The organism is Leptospira perdikensis (assembly GCF_004769575.1).
In the GTDB taxonomy this organism is placed as follows: Bacteria; Spirochaetota; Leptospiria; order Leptospirales; family Leptospiraceae; genus Leptospira_A; species Leptospira_A perdikensis.
This window is the reverse complement of the sequence record NZ_RQGA01000014.1, coordinates 287,042-302,472: the sequence shown is the minus strand read 5'-3', so window position 1 is coordinate 302,472 and position 15,431 is coordinate 287,042. Positions and strand designations below refer to the sequence as shown.

The 15,431-nt window shown below is 38.4% G+C and carries 13 protein-coding genes; 6 read left to right on the top strand and 7 right to left on the bottom strand.

Annotated elements, in window-relative coordinates; all coding sequences use genetic code 11:
• The first annotated feature begins 19 nt into the window (after positions 1–19).
• Genes folD through EHQ49_RS14180 form a run of 5 tightly spaced genes read left to right on the top strand, consistent with a single transcriptional unit; the run spans position 20 to position 5,146 of the window.
• Positions 20–895 carry a bifunctional methylenetetrahydrofolate dehydrogenase/methenyltetrahydrofolate cyclohydrolase FolD gene (gene folD / locus EHQ49_RS14200; protein WP_135580320.1) on the top strand — a complete coding sequence of 292 codons (876 nt, stop codon included), beginning with the start codon at positions 20–22 and terminating at the stop codon, positions 893–895.
• Positions 879–1,847, top strand: coding sequence for an acetylxylan esterase (locus EHQ49_RS14195; RefSeq protein WP_135580319.1), 969 nt, complete (start codon positions 879–881; stop codon positions 1,845–1,847). The genes folD and EHQ49_RS14195 overlap by 17 nt, the downstream gene beginning before the upstream one ends.
• Positions 1,844–3,301 carry a cysteine--tRNA ligase gene (cysS, locus tag EHQ49_RS14190; protein ID WP_135580318.1) on the top strand — a complete coding sequence of 486 codons (1,458 nt, stop codon included), beginning with the start codon at positions 1,844–1,846 and terminating at the stop codon, positions 3,299–3,301. Before EHQ49_RS14195 ends, cysS begins: the two co-directional genes overlap by 4 nt.
• Positions 3,283–4,056, top strand: a complete 774-nt coding sequence (gene rlmB / locus EHQ49_RS14185) for a 23S rRNA (guanosine(2251)-2'-O)-methyltransferase RlmB (RefSeq protein WP_135580317.1) — start codon at positions 3,283–3,285, stop codon at positions 4,054–4,056. Before cysS ends, rlmB begins: the two co-directional genes overlap by 19 nt.
• Positions 4,043–5,146 (top strand): lipase family alpha/beta hydrolase, encoded by a 1,104-nt coding sequence (locus EHQ49_RS14180; RefSeq protein WP_135580316.1) that lies wholly within the window; start codon positions 4,043–4,045, stop codon positions 5,144–5,146. The genes rlmB and EHQ49_RS14180 overlap by 14 nt, the downstream gene beginning before the upstream one ends.
• A gap of 7 nt (positions 5,147–5,153) precedes the next feature.
• Here the strand turns inward: EHQ49_RS14180 and EHQ49_RS14175 are convergent, their stop codons facing one another.
• Genes EHQ49_RS14175 through EHQ49_RS14150 form a run of 6 tightly spaced genes read right to left on the bottom strand, consistent with a single transcriptional unit; the run spans position 5,154 to position 13,729 of the window.
• Entirely contained in the window at positions 5,154–6,887 is a 1,734-nt protein-coding gene (locus EHQ49_RS14175) for a sodium:solute symporter family protein (protein ID WP_135580315.1), read from the bottom strand.
• A complete protein-coding gene (hisF, locus tag EHQ49_RS14170; protein WP_002974178.1) occupies positions 6,884–7,651 on the bottom strand; it encodes an imidazole glycerol phosphate synthase subunit HisF in 768 nt (255 codons plus the stop codon). The genes EHQ49_RS14175 and hisF overlap by 4 nt, the downstream gene beginning before the upstream one ends.
• A 1-nt stretch (position 7,652) precedes the next feature.
• Positions 7,653–9,119: an Asp-tRNA(Asn)/Glu-tRNA(Gln) amidotransferase subunit GatA gene (gene gatA / locus EHQ49_RS14165; protein WP_135580314.1), complete on the bottom strand. Its 1,467-nt coding sequence runs from the start codon at positions 9,117–9,119 to the stop codon at positions 7,653–7,655.
• Positions 9,116–9,400, bottom strand: coding sequence for an Asp-tRNA(Asn)/Glu-tRNA(Gln) amidotransferase subunit GatC (gatC, locus tag EHQ49_RS14160; RefSeq protein ID WP_135580313.1), 285 nt, complete (start codon positions 9,398–9,400; stop codon positions 9,116–9,118). The genes gatA and gatC overlap by 4 nt, the downstream gene beginning before the upstream one ends.
• 9 nt (positions 9,401–9,409) lie before the next feature.
• Positions 9,410–10,810: an undecaprenyl-phosphate glucose phosphotransferase gene (locus EHQ49_RS14155; protein WP_135580312.1), complete on the bottom strand. Its 1,401-nt coding sequence runs from the start codon at positions 10,808–10,810 to the stop codon at positions 9,410–9,412.
• A 12-nt stretch (positions 10,811–10,822) separates the two neighbouring features.
• Positions 10,823–13,729 (bottom strand): LPS-assembly protein LptD, encoded by a 2,907-nt coding sequence (locus EHQ49_RS14150; RefSeq protein ID WP_135580311.1) that lies wholly within the window; start codon positions 13,727–13,729, stop codon positions 10,823–10,825.
• 224 nt (positions 13,730–13,953) lie between these two features.
• Between EHQ49_RS14150 and EHQ49_RS14145 the strand changes: the two genes are divergently transcribed.
• Positions 13,954–14,304, top strand: coding sequence for a hypothetical protein (locus tag EHQ49_RS14145; RefSeq protein ID WP_135580310.1), 351 nt, complete (start codon positions 13,954–13,956; stop codon positions 14,302–14,304).
• Positions 14,305–14,311: 7 nt separating this feature from the next.
• Here the strand turns inward: EHQ49_RS14145 and EHQ49_RS14140 are convergent, their stop codons facing one another.
• Entirely contained in the window at positions 14,312–15,403 is a 1,092-nt protein-coding gene (locus EHQ49_RS14140; RefSeq protein WP_135580749.1) for a response regulator, read from the bottom strand.
• Positions 15,404–15,431: the final 28 nt, after the last annotated feature.

The window sequence follows — 15,431 nt, the reverse complement described above, 5'->3', positions numbered from 1 at the left end:
GAAATTTTGAACTTACAGAATGAAATCTAGCATCCTATTAGACGGTAAAGCGATTTCCGAAAAAATCCGAAATCGAATCGCAGAAACATTAGCAAAGGCTAAATCCGATGGTAAGGGAATTCCCACTCTTGCCACCATCCTTGTCGGCAACAATCCTGCCTCTGAAACTTATGTGAATATGAAGGTGAAGGCTTGTGAAAAAGTAGGAATGGGGTCTCGTTATGTGAGACTAAAAGAAGAAACTACCACAGAAGAACTATTAGCCGAAATTAGAAAATTAAATGCAGATAAGTCCGTAAACGGAATTCTTTTGCAACATCCCGTCCCTCACCAAATTGATGAACGTTTATGTTTTGATGAGATTGCTTTAGAAAAGGATGTGGATGGTGTCACGACGATTTCTTTTGGAAAACTGTCGATGAATGGTGAAGCTTATTTTCCGTGCACTCCGTACGGAATGGTTCTCCTTCTGCAAGAATATGGAATTGATGTTTCGGGTAAACATGCTGTTGTGGTAGGACGTTCTCCAATACTTGGAAAACCTATGGCCATTATGCTCACTAACTTAAATGCCACGGTAACTCTTTGTCATTCAAAAACAAAAAACCTACCGGAACTTGTAAAACAAGCGGACATTGTGGTCGGAGCTGTTGGAAAACCTGAGTTCATTAAGGCCGATTGGATCAAAGACGGTGCGGTTCTTTTAGATGCTGGTTATAATGTAGGAAATGTGGGAGACATTGAAATTTCTAAAGCCAAAGACAAATCTTCCTACTATACGCCGGTTCCTGGCGGTGTAGGTCCTATGACTATCTCTGTTCTTTTACTTCAAACTATGTATAGTTTTTTAAATCAATTTTCTCCTAAGTTGGATTCCCATGCCTCAAACCGTTAGTTTTGATGAATGTTTCCAAACAGTTCCCAAACTAGATCCTCCATCGGATCTTGATAGTTTTTGGAAGGAAGGCATAGCCGAATTAAAGAAAGTTCCAATCAAAGCCACATACAAAACGGTGCTTAAGGGATCTTTTATTTGGGAATCTTTAAATGATGTTAGTTTCCAGAGTATCGACAATCATGTGTTACATGGAAAACTTGCAATTCCTAGAAAACGGGGGAATCGCCCTGTAGTTGTATATTTTCATGACTACTTAGCGATTCCGGAAGAAATTCAAAAAGGGTATTCTGATTTGGGTGTAGCCCAACTCCATATCACTTTAAGGGGTCATGGGGAAGAAATGATTCATGCTCCGATTGACCCGACAACAGGAAAATCTCCTATCGGTTGGACACCAAATTATTTTGCCCATGGCCTCGACCAAAAAGAGGACTTCTATATGCGTAAACTCTATTTAGATGTGATTCGTACTATAGAGTTCTTACGTTTGACAGATGGGATTGATGGTGACCAAATCATCTTACATGGTAAGTCGATTGGATCAGCTCTTTCTGTGTTTGGTGCAGCCTATTCTGATCGTATCAAAGGTTTGATTTTAGAAACACCTTCGTTCTGTTATATAGACAAAGATCAAATTTCTTTAAAAGGAAATCCTTGGATTCGAGAACTCACTCCCTTTTTGGAAAAAAGAGCGACTAAAAAAATTGATTATAAAAAGGAATTGGCTTACTTTGATGCACTCAACTTTGCAAAAAAAATCAAAATTCCAGCTCTCTTTTCTTGCGGAATGGAAGATGTGATTTCACATCCAAAATCTACATTTGCTCTTTTTAACCATATGAATTGTGATAAACGTATGCAACTTTACCCTACTGAAGGAAATGAAGCTGGGAAAGACAAACAACCACAAGCAAACCTTGAATTTGTAAAAGAAATTTTTGCCTTATGAGTTTAGTCCCTTTTGTATTCCAGAATTCTAAATCAGGAAAAAAAGAACCCTTCCAACCGAAAGATCCAACAAATGTAACTATATATTCTTGTGGGCCAACGGTGTATAACTTTGCCCATATTGGGAATATTCGTTCTTTTTTATTTGTAGATATACTTCGCCGTTCACTTCTGTTAGGTGGATATAAGCTAAACCAATCTATGAACATCACAGACATTGATGACAAAATTATCAATGAATCGATCAAACAAAAAATGAGCGTAGAGGAATTTACAAAACCTTGGACAGAGGCTTTTTTTAAGGATCTTGAAACAGTTCATATACAAAAATTAGAACATTACCCAAAAGCTACTGAATCCATTGAAGACATGGTCGGCCTTGTAGAAACACTACAGAAGAATGGTCTTGTTTACGAAAAAGATGGGAACTTGTATTTTTCCATTCAGAAGTTCAGTCGTTATGGAGAACTATCTAAGATTGACGTATCTGGAATGAAGTCAGGTGTTCGGTATGATGCGGATGAATACGAGAAAGATGATGTTCGCGATTTTGTACTTTGGAAAAACCAAAAGACTGAAGAAGAAAAATGTTGGCATACTCGTATTGGAAGTGGACGACCTGGTTGGCATTTGGAATGTTCTGCTATGATTCGTAAGGTATACGGATCTGGTGTGGACATTCATACAGGTGGGATTGACCTCCTCTTCCCTCATCACGAAAATGAAGCTGCACAAAGTCATGGAGCTTTTCCCGAGGAAGAATTTGTGGGAACCTGGCTTCACTGCGAACATCTGCTTGTGGATGGAGAAAAAATGTCCAAAAGTAAGGGAAACTTCTATACCTTACGAGATATTTTGGAAAAAGGTTATGATCCAAACGCAATTCGTTATCATTTGATTTCTGCACATTACAGAAGTAAATTGAATTTTTCATTAAACAAATTAGAAGAATCCAAAACGGCAATGGAACGAATTCAAAATACCATTTACCGTGTGTTAGATGCTGGTGAATTGTGGACAAAAGTTCCTGAAATTTTAGAAATTTTTGAATTTTCAAACCAAGAATTACAAAAAGTAAATTCGGAATTTATGAATTCTCTTGGGGATGATTTGAATGTTCCAAGAGCCCTGGCTTCTGTTTTTGAACTCGTTCGGATTGTGAATCAAGTTTTGGATGGTGGCGGTTCTACGGCTAATCCTACTTTTTTAAAAGAATCTCTACAATTATTTTATAAAATCAATGAACTCTTTGCTGTATTTCAATTTGAAAAACAAGTCCAATCCTTAGACGGAATTTCTGAAGATTGGATTTTGGATCAAATAAACCAAAGAAAGATCGCCAAACAAAACAAAGATTTCTCTACTGCCGACAAAATTCGTAAAGAGTTGGAAGAAAAAGGAATCCTTCTCGCTGATACAAAAGAAGGAAACACCACATGGAAAAAAGCCCAGTAGAAATACTTTTTGGAAAACGAAACTTTTATGAATTTTTGGAGTCATTGGAACAAATGGCTCCGGAACGCGGAATCAAAACCATTCGGGAAGTGATAGTGAAAGACTCGATGGGTACTGAAGAAAAACAAAGAATTCGTGGATACATTCCCAATTCCGTAAAATTCACAACAGTTTCCACTCGGGAACTGGACCGGATTGCTTCTGACAAAAACCACCAAGGTTACGTCATCATTCGCACCAAACAAAAATCATTTTCTTCCCTTGGGTTTGAACAATTCAAACAGAATGTGGAGGCAGGCGTTGGTCCCATACTAATTTTAGATCGGATTCAAGATCCGGGGAATCTTGGGAATCTACTGAGAACTGCTGAATGTATGGGCGTAAAACATGTGCTAATGTCTGATCGTGATACATCCCCTATCACTCCTGTTGTGGAAAAAGTTTCTGCGGGAGCTGTTCATCATTTGCAGATTTATAGAGTGGCGAACCTGATGCATGGTATGGAATATCTTAAAAAAAATGAATATTGGATCCTTGCAACTGATGAAGAAGGTGAAGAGACCATTTGGGAAACTTTGCCTGATGCCTCACAAATGGCTGTGATTATGGGAAATGAAGGGGAAGGTGTGAAACGTTTGTTATTGGAAGAAGCAGATTATGTAGCAAGAATTCCTTTGTATGGTTCAGTTACTTCACTCAATGTGGTGGTTGCTTGCGGAATTACTTTGGATCGGGTGCAAAATGTTTCGCGTTAGGCGAAATACTTTATCTAATTTTATTTATCTCGTCATAGGGATTTTTGCATTCCAATCTTGTATTTACGATTTTTATAGAAAAGAATTTGTATCCGAAGATAAAAAAAATAACGAAGCATTGTTACTTTCTTTATTAGGGCTTCTTCCAAATCCTAATCAAAAACTATTTGGATTCCTTCCTGGTTTTTCTAGGAACCTTTCTGATTCTCAATTTTTAAGTTCTGATTTTTTTCCCAAATCTACAAAAAAGAAAATTGTTTTGATTCATGGTTGGAATCCTGCAGAGAGAGATTCAGATCCGATCACAAACGATGAGAAAAAAATACAGAATATAAAAAATACTTTTTCTAATGGGCTCATTCATTTTCAAGAAGGTAGAAATTCTGCGAGTTCGGAATTTGATTTTTATCTTTATACCTATCGCACTTCCAATAGTATTCTTGTAAACGGTCGCCAATTTCATTCGACACTCCGTTCTAATTTTGTTGATTCGGACCAAGTGTATATTGTGGCTCATTCTATGGGAGGACTTGTCACAAGAGTTGCTTTGGCTAAGGAAACGGGAGTCCTTCCCTTTGTTCGACTTGTGGTAACTTTGGCAAGCCCACAGTTCGGATCTCCTTTTGCGACTCCAAGTTTTTTAGGAAGTAATCCATTTTTGAATGATCTCGGTAGTTATCTCGTAGGAACCCAAGGCGGCTCGGAGTTAGGTTATACCAATCAAGGTAGCGGACAGACGGTAATTTCAGGTGCTAATAATCTTGTTTTGGATGTTTTAAATCAATCTTATTTGGATGCGAACTTAAATGGAAAGTTTGTTAGTTTTGCCGGAGTGATGAGTAACTGTACAGTGGGTGAAACTTTTTACTACAATACAGGTTGTAATATTTTGAATAATGCCGGTTTTACACAGTCAGACGGCATTGTACCTCGTAATAGTGCAAGACTTGGAAATCTAACTTACAAACAAATTGATATTGCGGATTGTGATCATTCGATGATGGCATTCCAAACAGTAAGTGCTGATGATACCAAAAGTCGGAATCTTTTCACTCAAGTCATTACTGAAATTCGAAATTCACCTTACTAAAGTTAGATTAACTCTCTGAATTGTTTTGTAAGGCCTTGAGGGAAAGAAACAATCCAAGGAGTCCTAGTAAAAATATCGGTAAACCTATAAGAATCTCTCCTTCTTTCCAGACTAGACATTGGATGGAATACAAACCTCCGAACACAAAGGAAAGTCCAGAGAGTGTGCCGTAAAAAGAAATTACCAACCGATTGGGATAAATCGTTTGATTCTTTTTTTCTCGTTTAAAAAAACCTTTCCAAAAGAAATAAGGAGGTTTGGTTGTTTCGTAAAACTGAACAAGGACTTCCCGATTGGTGGTAGGAAATAAATATGTAGAAAAAATCAATAAAATAGCAGAGGAAAATGCTGTGAAAAGTATAGAATAAGGAAATTCTATTTTCAAATAAACAGAAAAGAGTAAATACAAAACGGGAGAGAGGATAAATGCCAAAATTTCTGTCCAAGCAGAGATTCTCCAAAAAAACCACCTAGCAATTAGTATAAACCCAATTCCCGAAGATGCTTCTAGCAAAAACACCCAGGCACCTTTGATGGTTTCCATTCCATAAACTGCTAGAAAAAAAGAACAAATCGCTGTTAGGATTTGGACTCCATAAGATACTTTTATATAGTAAGATTCAGATCTTCCCTTTTGTAGAATAGGTTTCCAAAGATCATTTACGAGGTAGGAAGCGCCCCAATTCAAATGAGTGGCTAGTGTGGAAAGATAAGCAGCTAGGAAAGCACTGAGCATTAGGCCTATCATTCCATTTGGCATTCCTTCTTGTAATACCATAAGAAATCCCTTTCCACTTTCCACATCAGAAAGATTTGGGTAAAGAATCACCGAAACAAGGGCTACCAGAATCCACGGCCAAGGTCTCACAAAGTAATGTGCGATTACAAACCAAAGGGATCCTTTAAGGGCTGCATTTTCATTTTTTGTAGCAAGGATTCTTTGTGCGATGTATCCCCCTCCTCCAGGTTCGGACCCGGGATACCAGCTAGACCACCAAAGAACTGTTAGAAGGATTAAAAAATGATCCCAAGGAAGGGTCCCAGAAGATCCATTTGGGAAAAATAAAATTTTGTTACTATCTAGTTTGGATTTTAGTTCTGTAAGTCCACCAATGGTCGGTAAATTCACCGCGAAATAAGCAAATAGAATACATCCGATCCAAGCCAAAAAAAATTGAAAGACATCGATATAGGAGATACCTCGAAGACCTGCGATAGAAGTATAAAAAACACCAAATAACAATAAGTAAATGAGTATATGGAAGGCAGTCCAAAGAGGAAAAAACACTGGAATGATTTTTAACATAGCGAGGTTAACCCAACCAAGAATCACTAGGTTGAGTAAAAATCCGATGACAAAGGCCTTGAATCCTCTTAAAAAATTTGCTTCCTTTCCGCTATAACGAAGACCTATTAATTCTAAATCAGTGGAAGCACCAGACCTTTTCCAAAGTTTAGAAAAGAAAAATACCGTAACAAATCCACCCACTGCCATATACCACCAAATCCAGTTTCCGGCAATACCTTGGCCTCGTATAATTTCTGTTACCGCAAGAGGCGTATCTGCAGCAAATGTAGTGGCCACCATGGCAGTACCTGCCACAAACCAAGATAAACTTCCCTCTGCTTGGAAATATTCTTTAGTGGAATTTTGTTTCGAACGAAAACGAATCAGGAGGAGGAGAATGACAAGAAAGGGAAAAAGGAAAAAAATAGAATCGAGAATGTGAAAAGAAATCATAGTCTCACTTTAATTCCCATCTCTTTCATAGTTTGTTTGGTTTCTTGGATAGAAAATTCTCCAAAGTGGAAAATGGATGCCGCAAGTACAGCGTCGGCACCACCCCGAAGGATGACTTCTGCCATATGTTCCGGATTTCCAGCTCCACCAGATGCAATGATAGGTATCGAAAGATTGGAAGTGAATGATTTCATTAGCGTGATATCGAATCCATCTTTGGTTCCATCTTTATCCATAGAGGTAAGAAGGATTTCTCCGGCTCCCATTTCAAAAGCCTCCCTTCCCCAATCAAGGGCTTCTCTACCTGTTTCCAAACGCCCTCCGTTTAAATACACTTCGTATCTTTTACGTTCCGGATGGAATTTTACATCGATCGCACAAACAATACATTGGGAGCCGTAAATTTCGCTGGAATCCTTTAGTAATTTCGGATTTTGAAAAGCACTGGTATTAATTGATACTTTATCGGCACCTTTATTTAATACTGCTTTCACATCTTCGATAGTGCGGATCCCTCCACCAACAGTGAAAGGGATAAAAAGTCTATTTGCTACCTGTTCTACCAAATGTAGAAGGATATCTCGTTTGTCCGAAGAAGCTGTAATGTCTAAAAAACAAAGTTCATCTGCTTTGTTTTCTTCATAAGCGACAGCACAAGAGACTGGATCACCTGCATCAATTAGGTTTACAAATTGAACACCTTTGACAACCCTTCCTCCTTTGATATCCAAACAAGGAATGACTCTTTTGGTTAACTCGTCCATGTTAGGCGATCTCAGTTGGAAGTGTCAGTTTACAAACTTCTAATTCAGAAACAGATTTAGCATAACTTAAAAGTTTTGATTCATCAAAATGAGAAGATGTAATTTGTAATCCAATCGGTAGACCTGTAGAATCCAATCCCGCAGGGCAACTGATGGCAGGAACGCCTGCTAGGTTGACAGATGTAGTGAGGATGTCGGCTTGATACATCTGGATTGGATCTTTCGTTTTTTCACCAACTTTGAAAGCAGTTGTGGGAGAAGTAGGTTGAAAAATGATATCTACCTTCTTAAAGAATTCCGCGTATTGTTTGCGAATGAGAACCCTTGCTTTTTGAGCTTTGCCATAATAGGCATCGTAATAACCGGAACTGAGTGAAAATGTTCCAAGTAAGATTCGACGTTTGACTTCCGGTCCAAAACCTGCAGTTCTCGATTCTGAATACAAATCCTCAAGTTTTCCAGCACCGTCTTTCCGTAATCCATAACGAATGCCGTCAAACCGACTTAAGTTGGAGGAACACTCAGCCGTAGCGATTAAATAGTATACGGGAATGGCATATTTCAATAAGGAAAAGTCAAGAGGGACAAGAGTTGCTCCTTTGGATTCCAAAGTCTTTAATATTTCCGCGTAACGTTTGTTTACGTCAGGTGAAAAGCTGAAATCTTCTGACTTCATCACACCAATTCGTTTACCTTTCCAATCGATTGAGGAAACAGAATTTGCTTCGAAAGCAGCTACTTTTGCTGTGGTTTGGTCCTTATGGTCAAGGCCTGAGATGATTTCCATAAGATCCGAAATTCCTTGTAGGTCGTTAGAAAATGGTCCAATTTGATCAAGGCTTGATGCATAAGCAATTAGGCCATACCGAGATACACGCCCGTAGGTAGGTTTTAGTCCCCAAATTCCACAAAGTGCTGCCGGTTGGCGGATGGAACCACCGGTATCCGATCCAAGAGAAACTGGTAACATAGATGCAGCCACTGCCGCCGCCGAACCACCGCTAGATCCCCCTGGAATACGGTTTGTATCAAAGGGATTTCTTGTAGTTTGGAATGCACTATTTTCTGTAGAAGATCCCATAGCGAACTCGTCCATATTGAGTCGTGGGAATAAAACGAATCCTTTGTCTTTTAGTTTTTGGATGACCGATGCATCATAAGGGGAACGAAAGTTTTCCAAAATACGAGAAGAACAAGATGTGATCTGACCGGTAATACAAATATTATCTTTGATTCCAATGGGAATTCCATCAAATTCGGAAAACAATTTTCCGGACTTTCTTCTCTCGTCACTTTCTGTGGCCTGTTTTAAGATCTGCTCTTTATTGAATTCAAGGAAGGCTTTGACTTTTGAATCAGCGGTTTCAATACGTTTGATATAAGCTGAAACTAAATCTGTAGATTTTAAGGAACCGTCATTTAGTTTAGTTTTAATTTCGGAATAAGTTAGATAAATTAAATCTTTCATGTTTCAATTACCTTGGGAACAACAACGTATCCATTTTCATATGCTGGCGCAATTTTTGCTAAGTCGTCTCTTTTAAGAGCATTTTCTGCTAAGTCTTTTCTCAATTCATAGAAGATCTGTTCGTAGATTTCGTCATCACCTACACTCGTTGTGTCCAAGTTTTTGATTTCGTCTACGTATTGTACAATCCGAGAAAAGTCATTCAACATAGAAGAAACTTCTTTATCTTCAATGTTCAGTTTTGCCAAGTGGGCAATGTTTTTTAATTCTTTTTCATCCATAATATTTCCTCAGTATGCGTTCCTATCTATAATGGCTTTTAGGGGTGTGAGCAAAATGATTTTGATATCAAGCAGTAAGGACCAGTTCTCAATATAAAAAATATCTGCCTCTATTCGTTTTTCAATCGAAGTATCTCCACGAAATCCTTGTACTTGAGCCCAACCAGTAATCCCTGCTTTGGCCGCATGACGTCTCATATACTGTTGGTGTTCGTTTCGAAATTTCTCCACATAAAATGGACGTTCGGGTCTTGGTCCCACAACAGACATGTCACCAAGTAATACATTAAAAAACTGAGGAGTTTCATCTAGGGAAAGTTTTCTTAGAACAGCGCCGACGACGGTAACTCGTGGATCATCTTTCACTGTCCAAAGTGTGTCTGACTTTTCTTTGGTTTGAACTACCATGGACCGAAATTTAATCATTCCAAAAACTTTATTGTCGAGTCCGACCCTTTCTTGTTTGTAAAAGATTGGTCCCTTACTTGTTAGTTTTATGAGTAATGCAATCAGAAGATAGAATGGGCTAAATAGGATGATAAAAAGTAGAGAAAATAGAATATCAAAACTTCTTTTTAAAACTAAATTGTATCCCAATCTTAAAGGAATATTTCGAATTGAGATAATGGGAATTCCATCCAATACCTCTACTCTTCCTTTTGCTGTTACAATTTCTTCGTAACTGGGAATTACTTTTAGGTCGATACCGTGAAAATCTGCAATATCTATGACTCCTTTTAAAGAATCTCCTTCTTCGTGTGACAAAGCATAAACAATCAAATCGATATTATTTTTTTCGACATAAGCTTCTAATTTTTCTGTCGTAGTAACCGTTTGTATTTTTTTGGAAGATAGGTTTTTCTTTCCTGCAACAAAACCTTTTACCATATATCCGTAGATAGAATGTTTTTTGAGGGTCTCAGAAAAATTGATCGCAGATTTCCCTGTACCAATGATGAGTACAGATTTTAAATTGAATCCTTTACTTCTTAAATACTGCATCAGGAAACGTAAAATGAAATGGGAAAAGGAAGTAAGGATGACAGTACAAATCGCAAAATAAGCAATTACAAGTCTTGAAAAACTTTCTCCTCGAAAGAAAAACAAAAGAGATAAAACAACAAGTAGATTTAGAACCACACCAGCGATGATTGCAAACAGTTCATCGGAAAAGGACAATCCTCTTCGTGGATGATACAAATCTATAGATAAAAACGATAATACTTGAGAGAACCCAAGAACAATACCTAATATCAAATAGTTTAATGGATCGATTGTTTGGATCTGAAACGCAGAATCAGGAGATAGATAATAACGAATCGTATAAGCAAAAACAAAACTTGTGAGTGCAATGAAAAAGTCTGTCACAAGGAATAGGAGTTTGAAGGATTGGCTTCTTTCTTTTAGCATTTTAAACTCAGGTTAGTCCGTTAAGTCTGTAGAGGTTCCGTCAAGAGGACGTTTACGGAATCTGTATAATCGAACACGTGTCGCTTGTGCCGATGCAGAATCTGCAAAACTGAAATTGGTTAAGTTCACAGAGAAGTATACTGACTGGTCATAAAAAGTCAATTGGTTGTTCATTGTGAGACCTCCAGGTAATGCCCGTAAATTCATACTGTATCCCAGACGGTATTCCCAGTTGTGTAAGTCGAGTTTCAAAGTCATCATAAACCTGTTGATGTTGAAAACAGTTTTTTGTCTTTCTGTTTGTCCTTGTGCTCCGGTTCCTGCAGCTAAATCTTCCCAAATGGTGGTTTGGTCATAGTTAGTACCTGTTTGTGAGGTGTACAACTCGGGGCTCGTATTCATTGCATAAAACTGGCCTTGGGCCAGAGCAGTGAGCCTCCAAGGTTCGGTGACTCGAGAATCGAGTTCTAATTCAACGCCAGAATATCTAGTTACTTTCACATCCGTTTTAAAGAAAAAACGATAACTATCTAAATAACTGTCTTTGTATACATGATACCAAGTAGACCCTACTTCTAAACTACGAAAGGCTCTAATAATGGGCCATGAAAATCCCCCCATTTTATAAGAAACAGTTAGGTTATTTGAAAGTGAACGATTTTGCGGAGTGTGATGTACGTAATCGTTGTTAATAAATACACCAGAATAAAAGTTTCTTTTTCTTTCAAGAAGACTTGGTCTACGCGTTGTAAATCCATCTACGAAATCAAAGAACCCACCCACTCGTACTACAGTATAATACCATCTTTGCATATTGGTAAGACCCGGATTATAGGTAGATGAGAATTGACGCAAATCACGAATGGTTCTCACTGAGATATCCCAGTCATTGAGTGCGTAACTTTCTAATGCAAATTCTGCTTCATGTTGACGTAAGTTTCCAAGGATAGGATCTTTTGCCTCTGCTTTGTCTGCATCCAAACGACGATATGTAGTAGATAAAAATATTTCAGGAATTCCTATCCGAGCCGTATGTGATTGCCTTACATACTGATAAGATTGTTGTTTTAACATCGTGGCATAAGCTTTGTTCACATCCCGGTCGGGGCTATTTAAATCATTTCCTGATCCAGGATACTCCACTGTTTGTTTTGTGGCACCCATATAAACTGATGGCGTAAAGGACATATATGTACCCATAGCAATCGGTGATCTAAAACCTGTTTCCCCGATCACATTGGTTTGTGATCTTAAGACGAAGTCTTGGTATTGACTTCTTGGGTCCACAACGCCTGTTGTAGGATTGGTTCTCTGTTGGGGAGCACCATAAATTCGATTGATATTGGTTTGGAAAAGTAAGTCCCAATAGATTGGACTACTAGTTCCAGGGACAAGTCCAATATTACTTGAGTTTCTAATAGTTACTGCAGGTAAAGTATCCTGTGCTGCAAAGTACTGGTTCGCTTGGATTTGGTAAACGAGAGTTCTGCTCATTGAAAATCCGACACTCAAATCTCCCCGGTTTTCCGTATAATTTAAGTTCCAGTTGAGCATGTTACGAATGAGTCCAAATCTTACATCTCTATATGTATATAAAGATTGTAATGAATTAGATGGTTGGTATCTGTTTCCAAATTCATAATCAAATTGACGATTACTATAATTTTCGTATTGTACTTGAACGTTTCTTGTATAATCACGAGAAAAATCGTTAAATTTTGCATTTAACCGAATGTCTGTTTTCCACCAAGGGTCGTAATTAACGCCTGTATTGCGATAGGGAAGTCCGGTGTTTGGAAACATCTCTCCGCGATCTACGTTATTGGTAACAGCAACGTTGCCAACACCTCCATTTTTAAAACGATCTTCATAAACGGGGGTGATTGCGTTGTTTTTATAATTCGCATAACCGAGATTGATATTGTAATTCAAAATTGGAGAGACTTTCCACATCTCTAACTGAGCAGCTTGCCCCGTTTTTTCATACATATCGAATCTAAATTTATAACCGTTGGCAAGGAAGATACTATTAGGATAAGAATCTGACCATTGGTAGGAGTTTTGCCAAAACCAACCTTGGGTATTGTTTTTACCAACTTGAGTTGTAACTCCATTTCCTGATTCGGAATTGTATAAAACAGGTAACCAAAATAATGATGTGCCACCTACTTTATAGGAAACACTATAAGCAACAACGGACTTATCATCGTGTATAAAGATTTTACGAGCTTGAAACGACTCATGAGGTAGTTCCGCATTACAAGCAGTAAAGTATCCCATCTCCAAAAGATAACGTTTTTCATCTAACCGTTTTAACTTTTGACCAATGAAAAAAGAAGGAAACATACTGAGTTTCGAATTATAAACTACACCTTGGTTGATCTTTAAATCATAGATCATTCGGTCGCCGTTTACTTTGGCGCTTCCATCTTTGTATTCCACACCACCTTCGGCATAAATCTCTTGGCGGTTGGCATCAATAGAAACGGAATCCGCAACAAGTTCTCCAGACCTGATTTTAAGTCGCACTTTACCACGAAGTACGAGAACACCACCTTTGGTTTTGTCGATATTCAAAAGTTGGCCTTCAGCCGCATTTTGGATTTGAATTGGTGGGTCTTTTTTCGGTTGGGAACTCAGGAGTGCTTCAGGAGTTAACGTTTGTTCTTCTGCTGGAACTAGAGCCTCTCTCAGTCTTTCTCTTTTTGTATAAATGGTTCCAGATGGATTTAGTCCTAAATTGCGAAGGTTATCTTCTACTTCGCGATCAGACATGGCATCGACAGACTTTCGAACCAGCCCTCGTTGTACTTGGGCTGTTGTTTGTTTTCTTTCGTCCTCTTGGGAGTTTTTGGACGGTCCAGAAGCATCGGGAAAAAGAAGTTTTAGCCCATTGATATCCTGCGCCAGAATTTCCATTCCGAAGAGAAAACCATAAAATAATATAAGAAAACGAATGGATTTTTGCACAGCGGGCTTTGAAAGTATAGAACGAGAGTTTTACACCGGTCGAAAAAATCAATGGAAAACCAGGCAGAATTTCGGACTGGAATCTCGTATTTTACCGGAAAAAGAGGTTGCTTAACTATTCATGTAATGGACATAATCAAATGGCTCATTCCTTGAGCATCCGGGAGTTTTGAATGGCAAAAACCTACTCTGGGGAACGTATTCCTGGTACTTTGCGGTACAATCTCAAAGTCAGAGAGGGAAGTGCGGAACATTGTTTTACAATTCCAGAGCCATCGATCCAAATCCCGATGGAAGGGTTTGGTCCGGACGAAAGCGCCAATCGGTTGGCATTGGCTATCCTTCTCGATTTTACAAAAAATCCACAAACTTCGTTTTCTTATTATAAAGATTTTAACTTTTTCTTGGCAGGCCTCTTTTTAGAGGACAATTGGATGTTACACTCGAGCCGTATTACCTTGTTTTTTAAATTGTTAGAAGAAACCCCTGAACTTGCAAAACCACTGGCCTTAGGAAAACGTTAAACGACTGTTACAGTGGTTTAACGATTGGTAGAGTAAAAAACCAAGAAGAAGAATTTTCATCTCGATACATCTTTCCCTTGTGTTCTGCGATGATACTTTTTGTCACTTCCAGTGAATTCATTTGGGAGATTCCCTTCATTAAATCCTCTGCCCCATTGTCTTTAATTTGAATTAGGATATGGTTGGTTCCATCTTCCTCTGCTTGTTGCAAAGAAACTGCAATTTTTCTTCCAATCGTATCTTCCCTGGTATTGACACGAACCCTAGCATCTTGGATGAGATTGAGAAGGACTTGTTTGATCTTTTGGGGTTGGCAGTAGGCGAGAGGAACATCCCCTACTTCAATTTCACATTGGATTCCTTCTTTTAAAAAGTATTGGTGGAGGAAGGAACGAGTGTCGTTTAAAATCGTACCCAAATTGGAATAATTCCATTGGGAGGAAGTGGACTGAGAATAGGAAACTAGGTTTTTAATGATCTTTGCAATTCGATCTGATTCTTCTGCAATTTTGGAAGCTTTTTCCCCTAAGGAAGGGTTACCTAATTTTTTAGCTTCTGCCGCAATCAGGTCTGCTAAATTTAGAATGGACGTGAGTGGATTGTTTACTTCATGAGAAATTCCGGAAGCGACAAGAGCAATGGTTTCCCATTTTTGATTTTCTGCTAGTCGGCTCTCTACATTACGTATGTGTTTTTGTACTTGCGATTTATAAATTGCCATTTCAACCGAAATGTACAAATCACGGCTGTTAAATGGTTTGATTAAATACCCGAAAGGTTCTGTGGCTTTGGCTCGGTTGATGGTTGCTTCATCCGAATAAGCAGTTAGGTAGATCACAGGAATTTCTTTTGTTTTTTTGATGATGGTTGCTATTTCAATTCCATCCATGGGACCGTTTAGCATGATATCCATGAGCACCAAATCAAAATGTTCTGTTTCGATATGTTCAATGGCATCGTTCGCATCGGAAACATAAGTCGCATTGTATCCGTATTGTTTCAGAGTGGAACAAATATTGATAGCAATGATCCTTTCGTCCTCAACCACAAGGATTCTTTTAACGTCTGTTTCTTTATCTGTTCCCACAACTGCTGTCATATATTCTGAAACCGGTTCCATCTATCAA

What these genes read in the sequence shown, in the direction of transcription:
- folD (WP_135580320.1), top strand. Translation starts at nt 20, where the DNA reads ATGAAATCTAGCATCCTATTAGACGGTAAAGCGATTTCCGAAAAAATC.
- EHQ49_RS14195 (WP_135580319.1), top strand. Translation starts at nt 879, where the DNA reads ATGCCTCAAACCGTTAGTTTTGATGAATGTTTCCAAACAGTTCCCAAA.
- cysS (WP_135580318.1), top strand. Translation starts at nt 1,844, where the DNA reads ATGAGTTTAGTCCCTTTTGTATTCCAGAATTCTAAATCAGGAAAAAAA.
- rlmB (WP_135580317.1), top strand. Translation starts at nt 3,283, where the DNA reads ATGGAAAAAAGCCCAGTAGAAATACTTTTTGGAAAACGAAACTTTTAT.
- EHQ49_RS14180 (WP_135580316.1), top strand. Translation starts at nt 4,043, where the DNA reads ATGTTTCGCGTTAGGCGAAATACTTTATCTAATTTTATTTATCTCGTC.
- EHQ49_RS14175 (WP_135580315.1), bottom strand. Translation starts at nt 6,887, where the DNA reads ATGATTTCTTTTCACATTCTCGATTCTATTTTTTTCCTTTTTCCCTTT.
- hisF (WP_002974178.1), bottom strand. Translation starts at nt 7,651, where the DNA reads ATGGACGAGTTAACCAAAAGAGTCATTCCTTGTTTGGATATCAAAGGA.
- gatA (WP_135580314.1), bottom strand. Translation starts at nt 9,119, where the DNA reads ATGAAAGATTTAATTTATCTAACTTATTCCGAAATTAAAACTAAACTA.
- gatC (WP_135580313.1), bottom strand. Translation starts at nt 9,400, where the DNA reads ATGGATGAAAAAGAATTAAAAAACATTGCCCACTTGGCAAAACTGAAC.
- EHQ49_RS14155 (WP_135580312.1), bottom strand. Translation starts at nt 10,810, where the DNA reads ATGCTAAAAGAAAGAAGCCAATCCTTCAAACTCCTATTCCTTGTGACA.
- EHQ49_RS14150 (WP_135580311.1), bottom strand. Translation starts at nt 13,729, where the DNA reads ATGGAAATTCTGGCGCAGGATATCAATGGGCTAAAACTTCTTTTTCCC.
- EHQ49_RS14145 (WP_135580310.1), top strand. Translation starts at nt 13,954, where the DNA reads ATGGCAAAAACCTACTCTGGGGAACGTATTCCTGGTACTTTGCGGTAC.
- EHQ49_RS14140 (WP_135580749.1), bottom strand. Translation starts at nt 15,403, where the DNA reads ATGACAGCAGTTGTGGGAACAGATAAAGAAACAGACGTTAAAAGAATC.